General features: G+C 73.4%; 25 protein-coding genes and 1 pseudogene. 10 read left to right on the top strand and 16 right to left on the bottom strand.

Translation table 11 applies throughout. The features are described from left to right. Window position 1: 1 nt before the first annotated feature. From AB0J69_RS52330 to AB0J69_RS52310, 5 genes are all read right to left on the bottom strand, one after another. Entirely contained in the window at window positions 2-499 is a 498-nt protein-coding gene (locus AB0J69_RS52330) for a hypothetical protein (RefSeq protein ID WP_364134533.1), read from the bottom strand. Next, window positions 499-1,104 carry a sigma-70 family RNA polymerase sigma factor gene (locus AB0J69_RS52325; protein WP_364134530.1) on the bottom strand — a complete coding sequence of 202 codons (606 nt, stop codon included), beginning with the start codon at window positions 1,102-1,104 and terminating at the stop codon, window positions 499-501. Before AB0J69_RS52325 ends, AB0J69_RS52330 begins: the two co-directional genes overlap by 1 nt. Further along, window positions 1,104-2,699 carry a S8/S53 family peptidase gene (locus AB0J69_RS52320; protein ID WP_364134527.1) on the bottom strand — a complete coding sequence of 532 codons (1,596 nt, stop codon included), beginning with the start codon at window positions 2,697-2,699 and terminating at the stop codon, window positions 1,104-1,106. Before AB0J69_RS52320 ends, AB0J69_RS52325 begins: the two co-directional genes overlap by 1 nt. Window positions 2,700-2,917: 218 nt before the next feature. Further along, a complete protein-coding gene (locus AB0J69_RS52315; protein WP_364134524.1) occupies window positions 2,918-3,850 on the bottom strand; it encodes an alpha/beta hydrolase family protein in 933 nt (310 codons plus the stop codon). Then, window positions 3,847-4,587 carry a phytanoyl-CoA dioxygenase family protein gene (locus tag AB0J69_RS52310; RefSeq protein WP_364134521.1) on the bottom strand — a complete coding sequence of 247 codons (741 nt, stop codon included), beginning with the start codon at window positions 4,585-4,587 and terminating at the stop codon, window positions 3,847-3,849. Before AB0J69_RS52310 ends, AB0J69_RS52315 begins: the two co-directional genes overlap by 4 nt. A gap of 165 nt (window positions 4,588-4,752) precedes the next feature. On the opposite strand from AB0J69_RS52310, the gene AB0J69_RS52305 reads away from it, so the two are divergent. Continuing rightward, window positions 4,753-5,127: a VOC family protein gene (locus AB0J69_RS52305; RefSeq protein ID WP_364134519.1), complete on the top strand. Its 375-nt coding sequence runs from the start codon at window positions 4,753-4,755 to the stop codon at window positions 5,125-5,127. A 296-nt stretch (window positions 5,128-5,423) separates the two neighbouring features. On the opposite strand, the pseudogene AB0J69_RS52300 reads toward AB0J69_RS52305, so the two are convergent. Continuing rightward, window positions 5,424-5,543, bottom strand: a pseudogene (locus AB0J69_RS52300) (TetR family transcriptional regulator); the annotation flags it as partial. Between AB0J69_RS52300 and AB0J69_RS52295 the strand changes: the two are divergent. Together AB0J69_RS52295 and AB0J69_RS52290 are read left to right on the top strand one after the other, a co-directional pair. Then, window positions 5,542-6,147, top strand: coding sequence for a hypothetical protein (locus AB0J69_RS52295; protein ID WP_364134516.1), 606 nt, complete (start codon window positions 5,542-5,544; stop codon window positions 6,145-6,147). The pseudogene AB0J69_RS52300 and the gene AB0J69_RS52295 overlap by 2 nt on opposite strands. A gap of 34 nt (window positions 6,148-6,181) precedes the next feature. After that, on the top strand, window positions 6,182-7,156 hold the full coding sequence (locus tag AB0J69_RS52290; protein ID WP_364134513.1) for an aldo/keto reductase: 975 nt from the start codon (window positions 6,182-6,184) through the stop codon (window positions 7,154-7,156). Window positions 7,157-7,230: 74 nt separating this feature from the next. Here AB0J69_RS52290 and AB0J69_RS52285 read toward each other — a convergent pair whose 3' ends face one another. After that, the gene (locus tag AB0J69_RS52285; RefSeq protein WP_364134510.1) at window positions 7,231-7,698 is read right to left on the bottom strand and encodes a nucleoside 2-deoxyribosyltransferase domain-containing protein; all 468 of its coding nucleotides are present in this window, start codon (window positions 7,696-7,698) and stop codon (window positions 7,231-7,233) included. Between the two features lie 171 nt (window positions 7,699-7,869). Between AB0J69_RS52285 and AB0J69_RS52280 the strand changes: the two genes are divergently transcribed. Next, entirely contained in the window at window positions 7,870-8,985 is a 1,116-nt protein-coding gene (locus AB0J69_RS52280; protein ID WP_364134507.1) for a DUF418 domain-containing protein, read from the top strand. Window positions 8,986-9,016: 31 nt separating this feature from the next. Here AB0J69_RS52280 and AB0J69_RS52275 read toward each other — a convergent pair whose 3' ends face one another. Next, a complete protein-coding gene (locus AB0J69_RS52275) occupies window positions 9,017-9,700 on the bottom strand; it encodes a hypothetical protein (RefSeq protein WP_364134504.1) in 684 nt (227 codons plus the stop codon). 109 nt (window positions 9,701-9,809) lie between these two features. Here AB0J69_RS52275 and AB0J69_RS52270 point away from each other — a divergent pair, with 109 nt between their 5' ends. From AB0J69_RS52270 to AB0J69_RS52250, 5 genes are all read left to right on the top strand, one after another. Then, window positions 9,810-10,880 carry a hypothetical protein gene (locus AB0J69_RS52270; protein WP_364134501.1) on the top strand — a complete coding sequence of 357 codons (1,071 nt, stop codon included), beginning with the start codon at window positions 9,810-9,812 and terminating at the stop codon, window positions 10,878-10,880. A gap of 120 nt (window positions 10,881-11,000) precedes the next feature. Then, complete coding sequence (locus AB0J69_RS52265) at window positions 11,001-11,582, top strand: hypothetical protein (RefSeq protein WP_364134498.1); 582 nt, start codon at window positions 11,001-11,003, stop codon at window positions 11,580-11,582. A 77-nt stretch (window positions 11,583-11,659) separates the two neighbouring features. Next, on the top strand, window positions 11,660-12,787 hold the full coding sequence (locus tag AB0J69_RS52260) for a molybdopterin-dependent oxidoreductase (RefSeq protein ID WP_364134495.1): 1,128 nt from the start codon (window positions 11,660-11,662) through the stop codon (window positions 12,785-12,787). Next, the gene (locus AB0J69_RS52255; protein WP_364134492.1) at window positions 12,784-13,221 is read left to right on the top strand and encodes a hypothetical protein; all 438 of its coding nucleotides are present in this window, start codon (window positions 12,784-12,786) and stop codon (window positions 13,219-13,221) included. Before AB0J69_RS52260 ends, AB0J69_RS52255 begins: the two co-directional genes overlap by 4 nt. Before the next feature lie 106 nt (window positions 13,222-13,327). Continuing rightward, entirely contained in the window at window positions 13,328-14,368 is a 1,041-nt protein-coding gene (locus AB0J69_RS52250) for an endo-1,4-beta-xylanase (RefSeq protein WP_364134489.1), read from the top strand. Window positions 14,369-14,378: 10 nt separating this feature from the next. On the opposite strand, the gene AB0J69_RS52245 is transcribed toward AB0J69_RS52250, so the two are convergent. The 6 genes from AB0J69_RS52245 to AB0J69_RS52220 all read right to left on the bottom strand — a co-directional run bounded on the left by AB0J69_RS52245 (window position 14,379) and on the right by AB0J69_RS52220 (window position 19,520). Then, window positions 14,379-14,966: a hypothetical protein gene (locus tag AB0J69_RS52245; RefSeq protein WP_364134486.1), complete on the bottom strand. Its 588-nt coding sequence runs from the start codon at window positions 14,964-14,966 to the stop codon at window positions 14,379-14,381. 301 nt (window positions 14,967-15,267) lie between these two features. Next, window positions 15,268-15,681: an Rrf2 family transcriptional regulator gene (locus AB0J69_RS52240; protein WP_364134483.1), complete on the bottom strand. Its 414-nt coding sequence runs from the start codon at window positions 15,679-15,681 to the stop codon at window positions 15,268-15,270. A gap of 8 nt (window positions 15,682-15,689) precedes the next feature. Further along, the gene (locus AB0J69_RS52235) at window positions 15,690-16,631 is read right to left on the bottom strand and encodes a sulfite exporter TauE/SafE family protein (protein WP_364134480.1); all 942 of its coding nucleotides are present in this window, start codon (window positions 16,629-16,631) and stop codon (window positions 15,690-15,692) included. A gap of 140 nt (window positions 16,632-16,771) precedes the next feature. After that, window positions 16,772-17,185, bottom strand: coding sequence for a hypothetical protein (locus AB0J69_RS52230; RefSeq protein WP_364134477.1), 414 nt, complete (start codon window positions 17,183-17,185; stop codon window positions 16,772-16,774). After that, on the bottom strand, window positions 17,182-18,456 hold the full coding sequence (locus AB0J69_RS52225) for a hypothetical protein (protein WP_364134474.1): 1,275 nt from the start codon (window positions 18,454-18,456) through the stop codon (window positions 17,182-17,184). The genes AB0J69_RS52230 and AB0J69_RS52225 overlap by 4 nt, the downstream gene beginning before the upstream one ends. Next, entirely contained in the window at window positions 18,453-19,520 is a 1,068-nt protein-coding gene (locus tag AB0J69_RS52220) for a hypothetical protein (RefSeq protein ID WP_364134471.1), read from the bottom strand. The genes AB0J69_RS52225 and AB0J69_RS52220 overlap by 4 nt, the downstream gene beginning before the upstream one ends. 46 nt (window positions 19,521-19,566) lie before the next feature. Between AB0J69_RS52220 and AB0J69_RS52215 the strand changes: the two genes are divergently transcribed. Then, on the top strand, window positions 19,567-20,163 hold the full coding sequence (locus AB0J69_RS52215) for a methyltransferase domain-containing protein (protein WP_364134468.1): 597 nt from the start codon (window positions 19,567-19,569) through the stop codon (window positions 20,161-20,163). On the opposite strand, the gene AB0J69_RS52210 is transcribed toward AB0J69_RS52215, so the two are convergent. Together AB0J69_RS52210 and AB0J69_RS52205 are read right to left on the bottom strand one after the other, a co-directional pair. Then, window positions 20,135-21,445 carry a mannitol dehydrogenase family protein gene (locus tag AB0J69_RS52210; protein ID WP_364134465.1) on the bottom strand — a complete coding sequence of 437 codons (1,311 nt, stop codon included), beginning with the start codon at window positions 21,443-21,445 and terminating at the stop codon, window positions 20,135-20,137. The genes AB0J69_RS52215 and AB0J69_RS52210 overlap by 29 nt on opposite strands. 46 nt (window positions 21,446-21,491) lie before the next feature. Then, on the bottom strand, window positions 21,492-21,785 hold the full coding sequence (locus AB0J69_RS52205; RefSeq protein WP_364134462.1) for a substrate-binding domain-containing protein: 294 nt from the start codon (window positions 21,783-21,785) through the stop codon (window positions 21,492-21,494). Window positions 21,786-22,048 lie beyond the last annotated feature (263 nt).

Here is a 22,048-nt window from a genome sequence, read left to right as displayed (position 1 = left end):
GTCAGAGGATGAGTGAGGGCGTCACCGCCAGTATCGTCGCCTGCGCCGGATCATCAAGTCCCTGGCGCACCACGAGTTGCGACAGCCCTCTCGGCACCACGTCGAGGACGAACCTGCCCTGATCGTCGGCCCTGACGACGTGCGCCCCCGCCCCGGTGCGCAGCTCCACCAGGTGATCGGCGGGCGGCGCCAGCCAGCCGTCCACGCGTACGGCGTGATCGTCGCGGGCGCTCACGCTGATCATGATGGTGACGATCTCGCTGTCGAAGGTGATCGTCCGGCTGTCCTCGCCGCCGCGGACGCCGGCCGGGAGCACGGTGTCCTCGTACGGCCGCAGGACCGCGAAGTCCGGCGACTCCAGGGCCAGCGCGAACTGCAGGCGTTCGACCAGGGTCGCCGGGACGGGATCGACGATGCGGTAGACGTCGGCGATCTCCTCGGCGAGGGCCTGGTCCTCGGGGGTGAAGTGGGGAGAGTTGCTCCCCTCTGCCGTGTTCATCACGAACTCCAATCCGGGTCCTTCGCGAGCACGTGGCGCAGTTTCGCGAAGCACCGGCCGCGCGTGGGCCCGATGCTGCCGAGCGGCATGTCCAGCGCCGCGGCCACCGCGTCGTAGTGCGGGCGCGGCACGAAGGCGATGATCCTGAGCAGCTCGGCGCACCGTTTGGGCAGGCTCTCGACGGCGTGCCAGAGGGCGCGCCGCCGTTCGTCGTCCACGAGGAGCTCGTCGGGGGTGAGCACGCCGTCGGGCAGCTCGTCGAACGTGTCGTCTCCCGGCAGATCGTCCTTGCGGGAGGCGGCACTGACCCGCCACGCCTCACGGCGGGTCGTGGTGACGAGCCACTCGATCAGCGCGCCGGGCACCGAGATGGCGTGCAGATGACGCAGTAGGGTCAGCCACGTCGTCTGGATCACGTCCTCGGCGGCCTGCGGGCTCAGCCCCTGGTTCCTGGCGGTGTGCCAGAGCACGGGCGTGAGCTCCGCGACGATGGCGTCGAGCGCGCCGCTGTGGCCCTGCCGCGCCTCGATCAGCAGCGCGGCCAGCCGGTCACGGCGCTGGGCGCGCGGGTTCGGCGGGCGCTCGGTCGCGGGTTCCCGAGTCATCAGATCGGGACGATTTCCGGCCGGGCGACCTTGTCGTTGATCATCGTGTCGATGACCGTCCTGGCCCGTTCGACGGGATCGACGGCCACCTGCCCGATGGTCTTGGTGAGCTCGGCGGCGACGGCTCCCGCGACGATCGGGGCCGCGAACGACGTGCCGCTCCAGCCGCAGAACGGGCCCATGGCGTCGCAGTCCAGCGAGGCCCGGTCGCCGGTGGAGAGCATGGCGTTCTGGGCGCCGCGGAAATGGGGCGGGAAGGTGCTGACGACCATGGCGCCGGGGGCGCGCCACCGTACGGCGGGGTGCTCGTTGCTGAAGATCGCGATCGTGCCGTCGGGGTTCTTGGCGGCGACGCCGAGCATGGGTGCCAGCGGCGGGCCGGGGACGGCCGTCTCGGAGAGGGCGGCGAGGTAGAACGGCCTGGTCGTGGCGTAGTTGCCGGCGGCGTTGACCACGACGACGCCGCGCGCCCGCAGCTGGTTGACCTTGGCGAACAACGCCGCCATGGCCGCGTCGCCGGTCTCCGCGAAGCCGCCGAAGGAGCAGCACAGCACGTGCACGTCCTGGCCGGCGTCCATCAGCTCCAGCAGGCGGTCGAGCGCCGCGTGCACGGCCTCGCCGGGGACGATGCCGTCGCTGTGCATGACCTTGTACATCAGGACGCGGGCGTCGGGCGCGATCTGCGCGATGAGGCCGGCCAGCATGAGGCCGTGGCCGGTGTGCGAGTTGAGCGTGCCGACCAGCGGGTTGGGCAGGTGGCCGAGATCCTCGTAGCCGACCAGCCTGGCGATGTCGCGGCCGGCGTAGGCGGGGTGGGTGTCCTCGATGAGCTGCTGGCCGGCGGGGTCGACGGTCAGGAACGCGTCCGGGTCGGTCACCGGCTTGAACCAGGGGTGCGCGGCCACGCCGGTGTCCAGCGTGACCACGGTGATGCGGGGCCCGCCGAGCTCTCCGAGCGACCGGCGGCGCGGCGGCCCGGCCACGACCGTCAGGGGGACGCGGCCGTACCCGTGACGGGTGCTCCCGCCCGGCTCGTCGATCACGGCGTGCCCGCTGGTGGCGGGCTCGCCACCGAGGTTGAGCGAGCCGATCCCGCTCGTGGCCGACCCCACGAACAGGTGGTCCAGCGAGATGTCGGCGAGCCCCGGCGCGAAGGACAGGTCGTCGGACGTCTCGCGCAGCGCCCTGCGCACGGCCCGCAGGGCCGGCCAGGCGTCGGCTCTGACGTCCCGGCTCTCGCCGTCGATCTCCAGGACCGCGGGCACCCAGACGGTGTCCTCGGGGTACTGCCTGTTGCGGGCCCGCTCGACGCTCTCGGGCGACAGCCTCAGCCCGACCCCGGACAGCGCCGAGTCGATCCAGTCCGTCGCCGCCAGGGAGGTCAGCACCTGCCCGGGGATCAGGAGCACGTCCGCGCGGTAGACCGTGGAGTCGGGCCGGGGCTCGCCCGGGTCCAGCCCGACGGCCCAGGGGTCGAGGACCTTGGCCCCGTGCCGGTCCAGGAGCTCGCGGGGAAGGGTGACACCTTGCCAGGGCGGCCCGAACTTCTCGGCTTCGCCGGCTCTGGCCGGTTCGGGGATGTAGTCGATGGTCATTCGCCGTCTCCGTTCTTCCCTCTGTGGCCTAACGAGAGCGGATCGCGGGCGGCGATACGAGCCCAAAGATAACGGAATGGTGACGATCCTCGGCGCGCTGGCTCCCTCACCATGGGCGGCGCCGGGTGGTGGGACGTCCATCAGCCCGCCGGCGACAGCCTGACCAGCAAGGTCGGCAGCTCGCGACGGTCAACGCCACCTGGAGGCGAGCGGGCCGGTCACGCGCCGATGGCCGCGCGCAGCATCGGCAGGGCCCGCTCCAGCGCCCGCTCCCAGTACGGCCAGGTGTGCGTCCCCGCCCCGTAGAAGTCGGTCGTGACCCGGGCCCCGGCCGCCCGCGCCCGCTCGGCGAAGACCGTGGCCTGCCCCAGCAGCGCCCCTTCGTAGTCGCCCGCCGCGCCCGGCGGATCCAGCGGGCCGGGCCGCCCGTCGCCGCACGACACGTAGATCGGCATCCCGCCCAGCCGCCCGGCGAGCTGGGCGGGGTTGTGCGCCTCCCACACCTTCCGGTCCCGCTCGGGGTCGCCCCAGAGGGCCGCCGGGTCGTCGCCGTTCTCGCGGACCAGGCGGCGCACCCCGGCCTGGTCGCCGGTGGTGTCGAGGACGCCGGAGAAGGACGCGGCGGCCCGGAACAGGCCGGGGTGGCGGGCGGCGTACCCCATCGCGCCGAGCCCGCCCATCGACAGCCCGGCCACCGCCCGCTCGGCGCCGGCGCCGAACTCCGCCTCGATCAGCGGGATCAGCTCCTTGATGTGGAAGGTCTCCCAGCGCGGCCCGCGTAACCAGTCGGAGTAGAACCCCACCCGGCCGCCCTCGGGAACCACCACGATGGCGGGCATCGCGGCCGTGAGCCGCTCCGCGCCGCCCTCGTCCACCCAGCCGAGATGGCCGGCGCCGCAGCAGCCGTGCAGCAGGTAGAGCACGGGCCAGGGCCCGGAGCCGTGGGTCCAGCCGGACGGCAGCAGCACGCGTACGGGGGTGTTGCGGCCGAGCGCCGGCGACCGGACGGTGAGGTCCTGTCCCCGCTCCCCCGCCTTCTCCCGCCCCACGACCTGCGCCCCGGCCACCCCGGGCCCGGTCTCCGCCGGGGACAGGCCGCACCCGCCGAGCAGCACCGCGAGGGCGGTGACCAGCGCGGCCCAGCCCTTCATCGCCCGGCCAGCGGGTCGAAGCCGCGCAGCATCATCCCCTGCCCCCGCGAGCGGTGCACGTCGTCGGCGGGCCGGTCCAGGGGGTCGCGGAACTGGATGAGCAGCGTCGTCCTGGCCTCGTCCGCAGTGTTCACCCCAGAGCCGTGGACGGTCAGGTAGCCGAGGAACAGCACGTCCCCCGCCTCGGCCTCGACCGGCACGGCCGCCTCCAGCGGCCAGTCCGACGGCGGCAGGTGCCAGCCGCCCTCCTCGACGTGCGGCAGCGGCCCGCTCTTGTGACTGCCCGGCACGACGCGCACGCAGCCCTTCTCCTCGGGCGCGTCGTCGAAGTGGAAGATGGCCGCGCCGACCGTGTGGCGGGTGTGCGGGAAGTGCGCGGCGTCCTGGTGCAGCGGGAACGGCGAGCCCTTCTCGGCCGGCTTGACGAAGATCTTGGTGTGGTGGAGCTGGACGTTCTCCGAACCCATCACGGCCGCCGCCACGTCGGTGAAGCGCGGATCGACCATGAGCCGGGCGAAGGCCGCCGAGTGGAACTGCGCGTCGTGGCAGTGCCGCAGCTCGGTGGCGCGCCCGGCGAGCTGCCTGGCGCTCCCCCACGTGGGGTCGGCCGGGCGCAACCGCGACAGGACCGCGTGGCACTCCTCGCGGTACGCCTTCGCCTCTTCCTTGCCGATCAGCCCCTTGACCAGCAGATATCCATGGTCCTGGTAGAACCGCGCCATCGATGAGTCGGCCATCCCATCCTCCCGCGCCGGTGCCGTCCATCTCTGTGTGCCCGCGAAGCGGGTGGCGGAAGAGTAGCGGGCATCGGGGACGGGTGCCTGGGATGTCGAAACCGGGGCGGCCGCTCCGACCTCTGCTCCGGGGGCGGCCACCGCGGGCGCTCCCGGGAAGGATGGATCATGGGACTGCCAGTGGTGCACTTCGAGATCATCGGCCAGGAGCCGGAGCGGCTGCGCGGTTACTACGGCGAGCTGTTCGGGTGGGAGTTCGCGACGGGGGACGCGGCCACCGAGAAGGTCTCCGCGCCGGGCGCGTACGGGTTCGTGGGCGCGGCGTCCGCCGGGCTCAACGGCGGGGTCGGGGGTGGGGCCGGGTACGAGCGGCGGGTGCTGTTCTACGTGGGCGTCCCCGACGTGGAGGCCGCGCTGCGGGAGGCGGAGCGGCTCGGCGGCACGCGCCTGCTGGGCCCGGAACGGGCACCGGGCGGGGACCTCGTGGTCGGCCGGTTCACCGACCCCGAGGGCAACCTGATCGGCGTCGCCGGCCCCGCCTGACCCGACCCCCCTGGACCCGTCCCCCGGGTCGGTGGCCCGGGGGACGACTGTCGGGCCGACTCCGCCTGGCTGCCCGCGCACGCCTGCCCCGCGCGGCGCTCGGCCCGGCGGCGGTCGTCCAGCGGCAGCATCTCGGCCGCCATCGACAGCAGGAACACCCGCACCGGGGACGCCTCGGAGACCGAGCACATCCCCGCCACGATCCGCTCGGTGACGCGCTCGCCCAGGTAACCGACCACGTAGCGGAGCATCTCGGCCTTGCCGGCGAAGTAGTGCTGCACGGAGCCGAGCGACATGCCCGCCTCGGCCGCGACGTCACGCAGCCTGGCCTGGTCGAGCCCGTCGCGACCGGCGATGCGCAGCACGACCTCGGCGATGTGGCGGCGCCACTCGTCGTGGTCGACCTTCTTCGGCATGGGCCTCGGCCTGGCCGTCGAGCTCGTCCGGCGCGGTCACCGGGTCACGTACGCCACCACCGAGGCCAACGCGGAGCGCGTGGCCGAGACCGGCGCCGAGATCATCCCCTGGACCTCGACCTGGGACGCGCTGGACGTGGACGACGTGCCGCAGATGCACGGCAAGGAGCTGATCAGGGCGATGGGGCTGCTGCTGGAGGAGACCAGGGCGGCGCTGGCCCAGCTCGGCGACGGCGAGCCTCCCGACCTGGTGGTGCACGACGGCCCGCTGTGCTGGTGGGGTCGGATCCTGGCCGAGTGCTGGCGGGTCCCCTCGGTCGAGACCTGGCCGAACCTGGTCGGCAACGAGCACTGGTCGATGCACCGGAAGTACACGACGTTCAATCCGCTGAGCCTCGGCTTCCTGCGCATGGCGCTGCGGCTCCGGCGCCTCCTGCCGCCCGCCGGGCTCACCGGCGCCGCGCTGTGGGACGCGGTGGAGCAGGTGGCGGCCGACGAGGGCGTACGCGAGCGGCTCGGCTGGATGCGCGGCGAGCTGGCGGCGGCCGGCGGGGCCCGGGCGGCGGCGGACGAGGTGGAGAAGGTGCTTAACTGGGGTTCGTAAAACGTTTCATTACGATCTCTGCGGAAGGTCCCCCTTGGACTACGAACGCCAGCCGTACAGAAGGTGCGGCCGCAGCGGACTCCTCCTGCCCGCCGTCTCGCTGGGCCTGTGGCACAACTTCGGCGAGGGCAAGCCGCTCGACAGCCAGCGTGCGATCCTGCACAAGGCGCTCGACCTCGGCATCACCCATTTCGACATCGCCGACCGCTACGGCCCGCCGATCGGCGCCGCCGAGTCCGCGTTCGGGCGGATCTTCCCGCGGTCGCTGCGCGACGAGGCCGTGGTCACCACCAAGGGCAGCAACCCCATGTGGGACGGCCCGTACGGCAAGGGCAACTCGCGCAAGCACCTGCTGGCCACCCTCGACCGCTCGCTGGCCCGGCTCGGCCTCGACTACGTGGACATCTTCTACCTGCACCGCGACGACGACGAGACGCCGCTGGAGGAGCAGGTCGCCACGCTCGACCACATGGTCCGCACCGGCCGCGCCCTCTACGTCGGCGTGTCGAACTTCTCCCCCGAGCGCACCGCCGAGGCCGCCCGCCTCCTGCGCGGCCTCGGCACCCCGCTCCTGGTGCACCAGCCGTCCTACTCGCTGCTCAACCGCGGCATCGAGGCGTCCCTGCTGGGCGTGCTGGAGGAGGAGGGCGTGGGCTGCGTCGTGTACTCGCCGCTGGCCCAGGGCCTGCTGACCGATCGGTACCTGAACGGCATCCCGGCCGACTCGCGGGCGGCCGAGGGGCGCTTCCTGACGCCGGACCGGGTGACGCCGCAGGTGCTGGCGTTCGTACGGGCGCTGGCGGAGCTGGCCGGCGCGCGCGGCCAGACGGTGGCCCAGCTCGCGCTGGCCTGGGCGCTGCGCGACCCCCGGATCACCTCGGTGCTCGTGGGCGCCTCCAGCCCGGAGCAACTCGAGGCGAACGTGGCGGCGGTGGACCGGCTGGACTTCACGGAGGACGAGCTGTCGGCCATCGAGCGGGCCGCCAAGGAGGCCGGCGTCCCGGCATGACGTAGCAGGAGGACGCCCTCCCGGGCGTCCTCCCGGGCGGGCGTCCTCGCGGGGGTCGGAGGGCGCCCGTCCGGTCACCCGGCGAGCCGGGCCCGTACGGCGGCCAGGGTGTCGCCGAGCGTGGCGTGCACGACCTCGCCGGGCCGGGCCAGCCGAGTCTGCCAGCGCACGTCCGCCACTCTCGGATAGCCCGGATCGGCGCCGACCACCATCCGCCGGGCCGGGTTGTCCAGCGCCGCCCCCAGTTCCAGCAGCGCGATCGGCTGCGTGCTGTCCCCCGGCGGGAACCAGAACATCGTCAGCACCCCCGGCAGGTGCAGGTGACGGTGCTCCCAGGCGATCTGGACCGGCGTCTGCCGCGGATCCCCCATGGGGAAGTCGCGGCGGCGCGGGTTGAGCACGATCACACCGAGCCGGCCGAGCTCCCGGGCCGCCCCGCTCTGCCAGTCCGCCACCCCGGTGATGCCACCCGCCAGGAAGACCGCGGGCGGGTCGCCGGGCGCGGGCTCGTAGGGGTCGGGCGCCTCGAAGTACGCGCTCACGGCGGCTCCTCTTTCTCTCTTGACGCTTCGGCCAGGTCTGACGCCGGTGAGAGCGCCCCGCGGCCATCACACGCGCAACCAGAGTATTGAGGCCGTACATCGATCGATGTACCGGATATTTCGCTCCACGGGATGATCGGGGCGGGCGAGCGCGCCAGCAGAGTTGACGGTGTGGACAGACGCATCGGCGCACTCGACGTGCTGCGCGGCGTGGCCATCATCGGCACGCTGGGCACCAACATCTGGATCTTTACCGATCCTGCCGGACCCACGGCGTTCCTGAGTTCCGGCGGGGACGCCGGGGTGGTGGAGACGTTCCTGCGGTTCCTGTCCAACGGCAAGTTCCTCGGGCTGCTGACGCTGCTGTTCGGCGTCGGGCTCGAACTGCAGTACCGCGGCGCGGTGCGCCGGGGCATGTCCTGGCCGGGGCGCTACCTCTGGCGGGCGGCGCTGCTGTTCGCCGAGGGGGCCCTGCACTACGTCCTGGTCTTCGAGTTCGACGTGCTGATGGGCTACGCGCTCACCTCCATGATCGTCGCGTACCTGATCGGCCGGAGCGACCGCGTGGTCACGGCGTGGATGGTCGCGGCCGGGACGCTGCATCTGGCCATGGTGGGCCTGGTCACCATGGCGCTGACGGCGGCGCCGGCGGGCGGCCCGCTGCTCGCGCACCCCGCGGGCTGGCTCGACCAGGTGCACCTCCGCCTGCGGAACGCCGTGCTCTTCCGCGCCGAGCTGGTCTTCATCGTGCCCCTGGGCATCGTCCTGTTCCTGCTCGGCGCCCGCCTGCTGCGCGCCGGCGTGTTCGAGGAGCGCGGCGCGCGCCTGCGCGGCCGGCTGATGGCCGTCGGGCTCGGCCTCGGCGTGCCGCTGAACCTGGCCACGTCCTTCGCCGGGCCGGCCTGGTTCGCGGTGGACCGCTACCTCCTGGCGCCGCTGGTCGCCCTGGGGCTGCTCGCGCTGATCACCTCGATCGTGCTCGGCATGCGGGGATCCCCCGGCGTGCTGCGCCGGGGCATCACGAACGTCGGCCGGACGGCGCTGTCCTGCTACGTCTTCCAGAACCTGGCGGCGAGCGCGCTCTGCTACGGCTGGGGCCTGGGGCTGGCCGCCCGCTTCGACGGGCTGCGGCCGTGGTGGGTGCCGGTGGCGTGGGCGGCGATCTGCGGGTCGTTCATGGTGCTGTCGTCGTTGTGGCTGCGCCGGTTCGAGCGCGGGCCCCTCGAACTTGCCTGGCAGTGGGCCTACCAGGCGCCGTGGCGGGCGCGCGACCAGGTGCGGCGGTAGGCGGCGCCCGGGTGGTGCGGAGCGGAGGTGTCTAGCCTTTGCGCGTGGGACGGCGGCGGATGAGCAGGATGAGTACGCCGGTCAGGAGCAGGAGGGCGGCGGCCACGCCGGCGGCTGTCAGGGCCGGGCCAGGGGCCGTGTCGCCGCCGGCGGCCACTGTTGGTGCCGCCGCCCCCGACGTGGCGGGCGTCGAGGTGACCGGTGAAGGGGTGCCCAGGGCGGTGAGGAGGGCGGTGTTGACCGGGCCTGCCAGGCTTTCGTGGCTCGTGGTCCGTTCGTCGCCGGGTCGCAGGGGGCCCGTGCCCGGGTCGACCGGTACGTTGCCCGAGCACAGGTTGGACGTCAGGCCGACGCCCGGGACCGGGTCGAAGAGGCCCGACGGGCCCGAGGTCGCGAACACCAGGTAACGCGTGCCCCGCTCGAACGGGTAGCCGCACGAGGCGGAGTCGGCGCTGGTCGCGAGCGTGAGCTCGGCGGCGGGAGCACCCTTGTAGACGTTGTCGGCCCGGAAGGTGAAGACGATCGGCGGGCGCGGACCGAGCGGGTCGCCCTCGCTCTCCCGGACCTCCGTCACGGTGCCGGTGAACACGGTGTCCGCGTGCTCGACCGATTCGGCGGGCGTCAGGTCCGCGCAGGAGCACGCGTACGCGGCGGTGGACGTGCCCACCAGGAAGGAGGCGATGATGGCGAGGAGAGCGAGCGAACGAAGGACCATGCCCGTACGACGTCCCGGGTCGGGTGAACAGTTCATCCCTCTTCCCGTTCGCCTGAATGATGATCTATGTTCACAAACAAGCCCAAACCATCCCATAGGTTCCAACTCCATGGCATTTAACGACATGTCCCCCGTGATGGACCGTGGCCTCTCCCGGCGGTCCCTGCTCGCCGGCCTGGTGGGCGGGGCCGGGGCCACCGTACTGGGCGGCGGCGTCCCGGCGCAGGCGCAGGCACGGCCGGGCGGCGGGAAGGCGCCGCGCGTCCTGATCGCCACGAACGAGCCGTGGGGCACCTACCACTCCGCGCCGCTGCTGCCCGAGGCCCGGCGCCTGGGGTGGGACCTGGTCCAGCTGATCCCCGACCGGTCGGGGATCAAGCCCGGCGATCCGGTGCCGGTCGCGCTCCCCGGCGAGGTCACGGAGGCCGACCTGCTCGTGGTGACGGGCGCCGGGGACTGGCCGGCGGACTGCGCCGCGAGGTTCCCCCGCCTGCCCCTGGTCGCGAGCTCGCTGGCCTACCAGCTGCCGGTCGAGGCGCCCCGGGCGAAGGAGTTCAGGGGGCGGCTGCGGGCGATCACCGCGTCGTCGCCGGCCGAGGCGAAGGTGTTCGACGACTACCTGGGCACGGGCCGCCCGATCGAGGTCGTGGGCACGCCGCAGACCGACGACCTGCCCAGGCACGCTCCGGAGGCGGGGACCGTACTGGTGCTGACCAGCGTGACCCGCTCCAGCGAGACGGGCGGCTCGGCGCCCGGCACCGAGCTGCTGCTCGCCGCGGCGGAACGGCTCGCGACGGCCGGCAAGCACATCCTGGTCGGGCTGCACCCACGCGAGGACCGTTCGCTGTGGGAGCGGTACGAGATCAGCACCGTCGCCTCGGTCCAGGCGTCGGCCCGGGCGGAGGCCGCGATCGGGATCCCCGGGACCGTCTTCCCGGTCGTCGCCGCGGTGGGCGTCCCGCTGGTGGGGTGCACGGACCCGCGCCTGCAGATCCCCGGCTACCTGCTGAGCGTCTGCACGCACACGATCACCTCCGCCGACGACGCCGTCACCGCCGTGGAGTCGGCCGAGCCGGTCTCGCGGAAGGTGCTCTACGAGGCGGTCGGGCCGGTGGGCGGCTCGGCGAGGCGCCTGCTCAAGGTCTGGCGCAAGGCCGGTCTCCGGGCTGCCGCGGCCTGAGCCCCACCTGAGCGCGGCGGGCTGCGGGCGGTGGATCGATCGGACAGGTGGCCCAGGATTCTGGACCTACCCGCCGGAGGGGCTCGGTGGTGGGCGGGCCGGCGGGCGAGGGTCTGGGGTATGAGTGACATCTCTTCCGAGTCCACCGTCCCGGCGACCGGGGCGGCGCGCCGTGCGGTGATCGGCGTCGCGCGCCGCTGGCCCACGTGGTGCGGGCTGGCCGCCGCCGTCTTGAGCGCCCTGGATCTGGGGGACGGCCGCGGGCAGGCGCTCGTCGTGTTCCTCGCCGCGCTCATCTACCTCGGCACCGCCGTGGTCGGCCGGCCGGGCGTGGTGTGGCCGCTGTTCGGCGTGTCCGTGGTGGCGGTGACGCTGCTGCGGCTGCTCGACGCCGACCCGTGGCCCGCGCTGGTGGGCGGTGCGGTGTCGATCGCCGTGATCGGGCTGGTGAACGGCCTGCTGCGGCGGCCCCGGCTCACCGCCGCGCAGTTCCCCGCCATGCTGGTCTTCGGCGGCGCCGCCCTGATCGCGGTGTCCCTCTCCCCCGCCGTCGGCGGCTACCTCGTCGCCGCCGCCCTGATCGGCCACGGAACGCTGGACATCGTCGTCTGGCGGGCGAACAAGGTCGTGGCGCGGTCGCTGGCGGAGTTCTGCGCCGTCCTGGATCTCACGCTCGGCGTGGCCATCCTGGTGCTGATCTGACGCCGCTTTCTTACGGAACGCGGACGGTACGGGCCGCGGCGGCCCTTCCCGGGCACCGGGATGTCAGGCTCCGAGACATGAGCAGGCACCTGACACGCATGGGCCGGTCGCTGTCCGGCCGGTTCACCAGCCCGCTGCGTTCGGAGCGGGTGGCGGCCAGGCTGGGCACGTGGCTGGGGATCAGCTTCACCGTCGCCTTCGCGACCGGTCTGTTCAGCCACTTCACCCAGCACCCGCCCGCCTGGCTGCTGTGGCCGTCCCGGCCGGTCAACCTCTATCGGGTCACCCAGGGCCTGCACGTCATCAGCGGCATCGCCACGGTCCCGCTGCTGCTGGCCAAGCTCTGGACGGTCTACCCCAAGCTGTGGCAGTGGCCGCCGCTGCGCTCCGCCGGACACGCCGTCGAGCGGCTGTTCGTGCTGCTGCTCGTGGCGGGCGCGCTGTTCCAGCTGGTCACGGGGCTGTTCAACATCGCCTACCTGTACCCGTGGCCGTTCGGCTTCCTCCAGGCGCACTACTGGACCGCGTACATCGTGTACGGCGCGCTCGTCATCCACGTCGTCAACGAGTGGGCCAAGGTCCGGCGGCACCTGTTCACCCGCGTCGAGGAACCGGGGCGGCGCCGGTTCCTGTACACCGTCGCCGCGGCGTCGGGCCTGGTGGCGCTGGTCACCGCAGGGGAGGCGCTCACGCCCCTGGAGCGGCTGGCCGTGCTGGCGCCGCGCGATCCGGACGCGGGGCCGCAGGGTGTGCCGGTGAACCGGTCGGCCGCCGCGGCGGGGGTGACGGAGGTGCTGCGCGACCCGGCGTACCGGCTGGTCGTGACGGGAGCCGTACGCACCGAGCTGTCTCTCAGCTACGCCGACCTCCAGCGGTTGCCGCAGCACACGGTCAGGTTGCCGATCGCGTGCGTGGAGGGCTGGAGCGTGGAGTGCGAGTGGTCGGGCGTACGCCTGCGCGACCTGATCGGCCGGGCCGGCGGGTCGCAGGAGGCGTACCTGACGGTCGAGTCCCTGGAGCGGTCCGGCTACTACCGCACCAGCGAGGTACGGCCCCCGCACTGGAACGACCCCCTCACCCTGCTCGCGCTCACGCTCAACGGCCGCCCGCTCGACCCCGACCATGGCTACCCGGCCCGGCTCATCGCGCCCAACCGGCCGGGTGTCATGCAGACCAAGTGGGTCGCGAGGGTGAGGGTCTCATGAGGTGGCTCGGTCACGCGGTCGGCGGCGGGCTCGTGGTGCTCGGCCTGGCCGGGCTGGTGATGGAGACCGATCCGGTGGGCTGGGCGTTGTGGTTCGGCGTCCTCCTGGTGGCGCACGACGCGGTCCTGATGCCCGCGATCCTGCTGATCGGGCTGGTCGCGGGCCGTCTGGGCCCGGCGCCGAGGGCGGCCCTGATCGTGGCGGGCGCGGTCACGCTGGCGACCCTGCCGACGGTGCTGGCCCTGGGCCGGCGGGCCGACAACCCGTCGATCCTGCCGCTCGACTACTTCCGCAACCTGCTGCTCGTCCTGGCCGCGGTCGGGCTCACCGCGCTCGTTTCCCGGCTCGCGGGCCGGGCCGGGGCCTCCCGGATGGCGGCCCGGCCGAGATCGGCCGTCTCCCGCCTGCGCCAGAGGTTGACGAAGCGTCGCTGAACCCATACCGTTCCGGCGACCGGTGAAATTATCGTCACAATCCCGAAACTTTCGGAAGCGTGTCCCCCTCTGGCACCCCCTCGGCTTCGGCATCGGAGGTCTTTCGGTGAAGCCACTGATCATCGCCCTCGCACTCGTCCTCGCCGCCCCCCTGCCCGCGTCCGCCCACCCGCGACCGCCCCGGGACCTGCGGGCCCTGGCGCAGCAGCACGGCATCAAGATCGGCTCCGCCGTCGACATCGCCGCCCTGCGCGCCGAGCCCGACTACCGCAAGGTGCTCAACCGCGAGTTCAGCCACGTCACCGCCGAGAACGCGATGAAGTGGGAGTCCGTGGAGCCGGAGCGCGGCGTGTTCACCTGGGCCGACGCCGACGCCCTCGTCGAGAGCGCGCGCCGCAACCGCCAGCAGGTACGCGGCCACACCCTCGTCTGGCACAACCAGCTCCCCGCCTGGCTGACCACCGGCGTCGAGGACGGCTCGATCGACGCGGCCGAGCTCAGGTCGATCCTGCGCGACCACATCACCACCCAGGTACGCCGCTACAAGGGCAAGATCCGGGCCTGGGACGTGGTCAACGAGGTCGTGGAGGAGGACGGCACCCTGCGGCAGAGCCTCTGGCTCACCCACCTCGGCCCCGGCTACATCGCCGACGCCTTCCGCTGGGCGCACCGCGCCGACCCGCACGCCAAGCTCTTCATCAACGACTACAACCTGGAATGGAACGCCCCCAAGATCGAGACCACGCTGTCCCTGGTCAAGGACCTCCAGGCGCAGGGCGTGCCGATCCACGGCGCCGGCTTCCAGGGCCACCTCGGGATCCAGTACGACTACCCCGGCGACTGGGCGAACGTCATGCGCCGCTTCGCCGACCTGGGTCTGGAGATCGCGATCACCGAGCTGGACGTGCGCATGGAGCTGCCCGTGACCCCGGAGAAGCTGGCCACGCAGGCCACGTACTACAGCCGGGCGCTCACCGACTGCCTCAGCGTCCGGGCCTGCCGCGAGCTCACCGTCTGGGGCTTCACCGACCGGCACTCGTGGGTGCCGGGCTGGTTCGAGGGGCAGGGCTCGGCGTGCCTGTTCGACGAGAACCTGGCGCCCAAGCCCGCGTACCAGGCACTGCTGGCGGTGAAGAGCCCCCGCTAGGCCCGGCCCTTCACGGCTTCGTGAGGACCTGATGCAGGCCGTAGACGAAACGGGCCCGGTACGTCACACCGTCGTGGGGGAAGTCGACGCTCCAGTGGTGCGGTGCCGGGCCCTCGATCTGTACGGCGCCGGGGAAGCTCGCGCCGAGGTCGGCCACCACGCACGTCCAGGGGGTGAGGTCGGCGAAGGTCAGGGCGGCGGCGCCGGCGGGGCGGACGAACCACTGGTTCCACACCTCGCCGCCGGGGCCGGCCAGGGCCTCGAACTCCAGCCCCGGCCAGGACGGCAGCGGCCAGCGCAGGACGTCGCAGGTGAGGCTGCCGACCGGCCGCCTGCCCCGGTAGGGGGCCGGGCCCAGGGCCATCCGCAGCGCTGCCACCCCCTTCGGCGCCCTCGGGGCGTGGGCCAGCCGCGTCCAGTGGGCATGCGCCTCGCGCAACTCGGCCCGGGAGGCGCCCATGTCGCGCAGCGCCTCCTCCACCCTGGCCTGGTTGAGGTCCCGCATGCGGTGCATCAGCGCCAGCTCGAACTCCCGCACCCCGAAGACCATGCCCTCCAGCTTGCCAGCCCCCGCCCCCACCTCCGACCGCCCCGGCACGACGACGGGAATCTGCCCGGACGCAGTGCCCGGGCTCGAAGCGGCGGGCACGGTGAGCGGGCACGACCCGGCCAGCGCGACCCGGCAGGCACGGTGTAACCGGCGTGACCCGGCGGACGCGGCGCGACCGGGATCTGGCTGGCATGGGCGTCTGGATCGCTCAGCTCGCCTCCGGCCGATGCGCCCGGTGTGAGGGCGGGGGCGGTCACCGCGCCTCCGGCCGATGGCCCCGAGCAGGGGGCGGGGGCGGTCGCCGGGCCTTCGGTCGGGGCCCCGAGGGCCGGTCTGGGGCCGGGGGCGGTCAGTGGGTTTCTTGTTGGGCCAGGGCGCTCGGGTGGGTGCCGGAGGCGACGACGTCGGCGAGGGTGATCTCGCTGAGCAGGGCGTCCTCGTGGCTGCGCAGCCGGTCCCAGATCTCGGCCAGCGGCGCGGCCGCCGCCGGGAAGGGCCGGGCGGCCGGTTCGACGCCCTCGGTGACGCGGATGACGTCGGCGAGGGCGATGTCCCCGGCCGGGCGGGCCAGCCAGTAGCCTCCGTCCGGGCCGCGCTGGCTGCGGATGAGCCCGGCCCGGCGGAGCTGGAGCAGGATGTTGTCGCAGAAGCGGCGCGGGATCTCCTGCGAGCCGGCGATCCACTCCGCGTGCACCGGGCGGTCGGCCCCGGCCAGGGCGAGCATGGCGCCGAGGGCGTACTGGGTGCGGGCCGAGATTCTCATGGGCGATCTCAGGCGGGGGCCGTCTCCTCCTCGGCCGACGTACGCTGCCGCAGCTCGCTCTCCACGGCCTCGACCGACTCGTTGGCCTTGTCGCGGCGGTATTCGCGGACCGAGTAGGCGATGGCGGCCGCCCAGATGACGGCGATGGCGATGTAGGCGACCGCCTGGACGCCGCCCGAGGCGTCGATCCAGTCACTGCGCAGCAGCGTCCGTACGTTGGTCAGCACGATGACGCCGCCCACGGCGGAGCCCAGGATGCGCGGCGGGATGTGACGGACCAGCCAGGCGGCGATCGGTGCGGCGATGACGCCGCCGAGCAGCAGCACCCCCACCCACGCGAAGTTGATGTTCTCCGAGCCGATGCCGACGAAGAAGCCCACGCTGGCGGCGATGGCGACGAGGAACTCGCTGGCGTCGATGGAGCCGATCACCTTGCGCGGGGCCATGCGGCCGCTGGCCAGGATGGCGGGCGTGCCGACCGGGCCCCAGCCGCCACCGCCGGTGGCGTCGACGAAGCCGGCCAGCAGGCCGAGCGGGGTCAGGAACCGCCTGCGCAGCGGCTTGCCCAGGTTGCCGCGCGGCAGGCCGAAGGCGGTGAAGCGGATGAGGATGTAGACGCCCAGCGACAGCAGGATGAGCGACATGACCGGGGCGGCGATCTCGGTGGACAGGCTGGACAGGAACGTCGCGCCGGCGAACGCGCCGATGGCGCCAGGGATGCCGATCTTGGCGACGACCTTCCAGTCCACGTTGCCGAAGCGCCAGTGGGAGATGCCCGAGGCCAGCGTGGTGCCGATCTCAGCGAGGTGGACGGTGGCGGAGGCCGCCGCCGCGTTGGTGCCGATGGCCAGCAGCAGCGTCGTCGACGTGACGCCATAGGCCATGCCGAGGCTGCCGTCGACGAGCTGGGCCGCGAGACCGACCAGCCCGAGCAGGATGAGCGCTCGCACGATCTCCCCTTCCCTACCATTCCTACTATACAAGTAGGAATAATAATTTAAGGAGCCGGGCGTTCTGTCAACCCCTGGTCCGCAGGAAGCTTCCGCGAGCGCGGCCGTCCCGCCCTCTGACCAGGGGCGGAACGGCCGGTCTAGTCGGTGATCAGTGCCTTGACGGCAAGCTGCTCCTCGCCCGCCGGGCCGTCGAGCCGGATCGACAGCTCCCAGACGCCGCTCATCGAGAACAGCTCGCCGGTGGCCACGAAGCGGCCCGGCTCCCGCTCGGCGGCGGCGAGCTCGGGCGTGGAGTGCCCCATGTCGGCCATCACCGCCGAAAGGGTCACGGTGTCGGCGTCGCCCGCGTTCACCACGACCTCCACGGTGCCGGGCCCGGGAGCGGGGTCCTCGATCAGGACGGTGGCGGCGTAGCGGGTCCCCGTGGTGCTCAGGCTGAGCGGCTCGGCCGCCACGCTCCTGCCCACGACGAACAGCGCCACGGCGGCCACGACGAGGGCGGCGGCCACGACGAGGGCGGCGGCGACGGCCGGTGCGCGTCTGCCGTTCATCGCAGGGTCCCCGAGGCCGTCACGTCGACGGTGAAGGGGGCGGTGACGATGCGGTCGGCGGTGGCGTACTGGGCCCAGGCGAGGTAGCGGCCCGGCTCGGGGAAGCTGAAGGTGAAGCGCAGCCGGGAGCCGGGGGTGCCCATCTCGTGCACGTGGCCGAAGAACGTGCCGTCCTGGCTGCGTACGAGCAGGTGGCCGGTCATGCCCAGCCAGGGCCGCACGCCGCCGGCGGCGGGCAGCTCGATCGTCGCCGGACGGCCGGCCACCGGGACGGCGGGACGCAGCAGCGGCGAGACCGCCTCGCCGGCCGGCACGGAGGTCTCCGGGACCGCTTCGCCGCCGATCTCGAAGCCGGCGGTGACGAGCTGACCGCCCGAGTCCTCGCGTTCCAGCTCGGCGTACGCCAGGTACCGGCCGGGCCGGTCGGCGCGCAGCCTGACCTCCAGGCGGCCGGGAGCCGTGCGGAGGGGGTGGAGGTGGCGGAAGTACCGGCCGTCCTCGCTGGTGACGACCACATGGGCGAGCGCCTCGTGATGCACGGCGAGGTCGTCCACGGGTCGCCCGGTGGAGCCGTCGACGAGGTCGACCCGCAGTGTGAAGTCCTGTCCCGCCGCCGGCCGGGCCGGCACCGTGGCCACCCGGGCCTGCGCGTACGGCCGCCCGCCCGCCGGCGTCCCGGCCACCGGCGCGGCACCGTCGGGCGGAGCGGGGGGCAGCTGCGGTTCGAACACGATGACCATGGCGGCGACCGTCACCCCGGCCGCGGCGCCCGCCGACAGCAGCATCGCCGTGGCCCGCCGGGCCAGCCCCCCGGTGAGCAGGCCGCCGACCAGCAGCAGCCCTGCCACGAACAGGCCGCCGTAGATCAGGAGGTCCCCCGCCGAGCCGCGTTCGACGAGGACGCGGAACGGGACGACGGCGACCTCGTTCCCCGCGCTCAGCTTCAGCTCGTGCGGCCCGGTCCGCTCCACTCTGAGCTGCGCGTACTGCGGGTCCCGCGCCGCGGCCGTGGCCGTGCCCGTCACGGTGCGGCCGTCCTCGACGGAGCGGACCTCCAGGCCGACGGGCAGCCCGGCGACCGGCTGGTACGCGATGACCCCGATCCGCAGCGGCCCCGGCACCCGGGACGTGCCCTTGATCACCACCGTGACCTCGGCGCCGGCGATGGTCTGGGCGATCCGGAGGTCCGCCCCCGCCGTGACGTTGTGCGCCGCGGCGGGAGCGGCCAGCGCCAGCACCAGGACGGCGGCGAGGCACAGGGCTCGGATCATGCCCGCTCTGCGTCGACCGCGTTGGGCAGCATCAGCGCCCCGAGCGCCAGCCCGATGAGCCCGGCGATGATCGGGGCGCCGGTCCACAGCTCCGGCACGCCGGGCAGACCGCCGCCCGTGGCCGAGGCGACCCCGATGTAGAGCGACCAGGTGGCGAAGGCCGACAGCCCGGCGAAGGTCCAGTAGGCGCCCCGCCGCGCGCCGGACGGGCGGAGCCAGCGGATCAGCAGGTCGCTCACGAATCCGGCGGCCACGAACGACAGCAGCATCGGCAGGTTCTCGAACTGCGTCTGCGCGCCCGGCATGAGGATGCCGATCGCGTACATGACGGTCACCGAGCCGAACGGCAGGGCCCAGCGGCGGGCCAGGAAGAGCACGGGGGCGAGCACGATGACGTTGGTGACGACCATGGCGAGGGCGAGCCGGCTGGCGCCCTGGTCGTCCGCCGAGGAGAACGCCTCGACGATGCGCATGGAACGGTACTGCATCGCGTCGCCGTACGAGAGGAAGAGGGACACCAGCGTGGTGGCGAACGCCAGCCCGATCAGCGCCGGGAGCAGGCGGACCAGGGACGGGCTCGCGCCCACGTCGGGGGCGTTCCACGCGGAGCGGAGCGGCGTGGTGATGATGAGGAGCATCGTCACGATGAGCCCGAGATGCGAGGGGCTGAACAGGATGTCGAGGCTGGTCTCGATGCCGAGGACGGTGTGCCAGATCATGTCGGCGAACCCGAAGGCGGCGAACGCCGGCACCGCCACCAGCCCGGCCAGGTATCCCGACGGCACGGCGGCCAGCCCCTGCCGCCCGGCGCGGACGTTACGCCACACCTGCCACATGATCCAGCCCGAGACCACGGCGAACCCGGAGTAGAACACCGCGTGCCAGGGCGTGAAGAACGTCTCCAGCTCCGCCAGGTTGCTGTGCGCCCACGCGTCGATCATCAGGCCGACGCCGAACCAGACGCCGAACAGGGCCGTCACCAGGTCCGTTCTCGGCGAGACCCACTCGCGGGCCTCCCCCGAGTCCGCCAGTAATCGCCGCATGCCGACATTAGCCAAGGCCATTCCATGACTCCTTCCTGTCGGCTCGAATCTATCCAGATCGGGTGAGATGCACGTAAGGACAGCTGACCGGACCGGAGCCCTTGGCTGCGACGGTCCCGCCGGCGGGGAGGTGTTCGGCGGGGGCCTGTACGACGCCGAGGAGCGGGCGGCGCTGCCCGCCGATGCCGTGACCGCCAGCCTGGGCTGCGGCAACCCGGTCGCCGTCGCCGAATTGCGCGAGGGGGAGACCGTGCTCGACCTCGGCTCCGGGGGCGGCATCGACGTGCTGCTGTCGGCGCGGAGCGTCGGGCCCGGCGGCATGGCGTACGGGCTGGACATGACCGACGAGATGCTCCGCCTGGCCCGGGCGAACGCGGCGGCGGCCGGGGCGGCGAACGTGAGCTTCCTCAAGGGCACGATCGAGGCCGTCCCGCTGCCCGACGCGGCGGTGGACGTGGTGATCTCCAACTGCGTGATCAACCTGTCCGTGGACAAGCCGTCGGTGTTCGCGGAGACGTACCGGGTGCTCAGGCCCGGCGGCCGGTTGGGCGTCCCACCCACCAGGTGGCGGACGGCATGCACTCGGCCGTCATCCGCGCCACCAAGCCACCGGCCGCCTGAGGCGCGGCCACGCGTCACTCGAACTCCGCGGCCCGCGCCGTGACGGCGTCGATCAGCTCGGCGTCGTGGGCCAGCGCCGGGTCGAGGCAGGCCAGGACGGTCCTGGCGGCCTCCCGCAAGGGGCCGGCGACGGACGGGGCGGCGGCGTCGCGTACCGGGGCGCCGCCGCCGCGCAGGTGGCGCAGCCAGGCCGCGATCATGCGGACGGCCCCGGCGGGCAGCGCCCCGCGCCGCCGCTCGGCGCGCAGGACGGGCAGGACGCGTACGGGCAGCTTCCGCGACCCGTCCTCGGCGATCTTGGCGAGGGTGTGGCGGATGCGCGGGTTGGCGAACCGGTCCAGCAGCGCGGCCCGGTAGGCGGCCAGCTCGGGTCCGGGGAGGTCGAGGTGGCGGGCGGCCTCGGCCCACCACTGCTCCAGCCAGGCCCGGCAGGCCGGGTCGGCGACGGCCTCGGCGACCGTGGCGTGCCCGCGCGGTGGCCCGGCGTAGGCCAGGAGGGAATGGCCGCCGTTCAGCAGCCACAGCTTGCGTTCCTCGTACGGGGTCGCGTCGGGGACGAAGCGGGCGCCCGCGTCCTCCCAGCGCGGCCTGCCCGCCGGGAAGTCCCCGCACAGCACCCATTCGGCGAACGGCTCGGCGACCACCGGCGCGGCGTCGGCCCGGCCGGTGGCGGCGGCCACCACGCCGGGGTCCTCCCCGGCCGGGTACGGCGTGATCCGGTCCACCATGGTGGTGACGTAGGAGGCGGAGGTCCGCAGCCCGGCCGCGTCGGCCAGCTCCTCGACCAGCCGCGCGGTCACCTCGCCGTTGCCCGGCAGGTTGTCGCACGGCACGATCGCCACCGGCCCTCCCCCGGCCCGCCGCCGCGCCGCCAGACCGGCCGTCAACCGCCCCGCCACGGTGCCCACCGGCGCCTCCGGGTCCGCGCGCAGCGCGAGGAGATCGGCGCGCACGTCGTCCCCCGTGCTGTAGGCCGCCTCGGTGACCGTCAGGGTGACCACGGCCAGCTCGGGCCGCCGCCAGTACGCCAGCCAGGCCCCGTGATCGCTCCCGGGGTGCGCCGCCGTGACCGAGCTGATCACCTCGAAGGCGTCGCCGTCACCGCCCCGGGCGACTAGCGTGTACACGCCGTCCTGGGCGGCCAGGCGCGCGACGAGGTCCGTGCTGCGGCCGGTGAAGGCGGCGATCCCCCATTGGGCGGCGTCGGGGGCGTGCTCGGTGTACCAGGCCTGGTGGGCGCGGAAGAACCCGCCCAGCCCGAGGTGCAGCATGCGGACGGGGGCGGCCGGGCGGCCGTCGGCGGCGCGGGTCAGGGGCGGGATCATGGGCACGATCATGGGGGCAGCGGTCCCATACCGCCAAGCATAGGAATCACGGGGTGGTTTCGGGCACCAGCGGGACCGTGGTGGACTCGCGGACCACGAGCCGGCAGGGGCGGGCATGGCGGCCCGGAGACGGGTCGCCGTTGATGGCGGCCAGCAGCATCTCGGCCGCCACCCGGCCGAGCCCTTCGAGGTCCATGTCGACGCTGGTCAGCGGGGGCTGGCTGGCCTCGGTCATGACGCCCCAGTTGTCGAACCCGACCAGCGCCACGTCCTGCGGCACCCGCCGCCCCACCGCCCGCAGCGCCTCGGCCACACCCCGCGCGGCGCCCAACTCCGTCATCAACAACACCCAGACCACCAGCTGGCAGGAGCTCCCACCGGCGACTTCGCCTTCGCCGAGAACGGCACCTGGCAGCTGGCCAACGCCAAGGAGACCGGCTTCGACTACGGCATCATCCCGATCCCGGGCAAGGCCGGCGGCACGGCGCCCGCGCCGACCGGCGGCGACCTGTCGGCCACGTTGCGGGCGCTGTTCCTGGTGCCGTGGCTGCTGCCGCTGATCGTGTCGGCCTCGACCTGGTCGTGGATGCTCAACAGCGATTC

It is taken from the genome of Nonomuraea sp. NPDC049709 (assembly GCF_040674815.1).
Classification (GTDB): domain Bacteria; phylum Actinomycetota; class Actinomycetes; order Streptosporangiales; family Streptosporangiaceae; genus Nonomuraea.
Note: the sequence above shows the minus strand (reverse complement) of the source record. Positions and strands in the feature narration are given on the sequence as shown.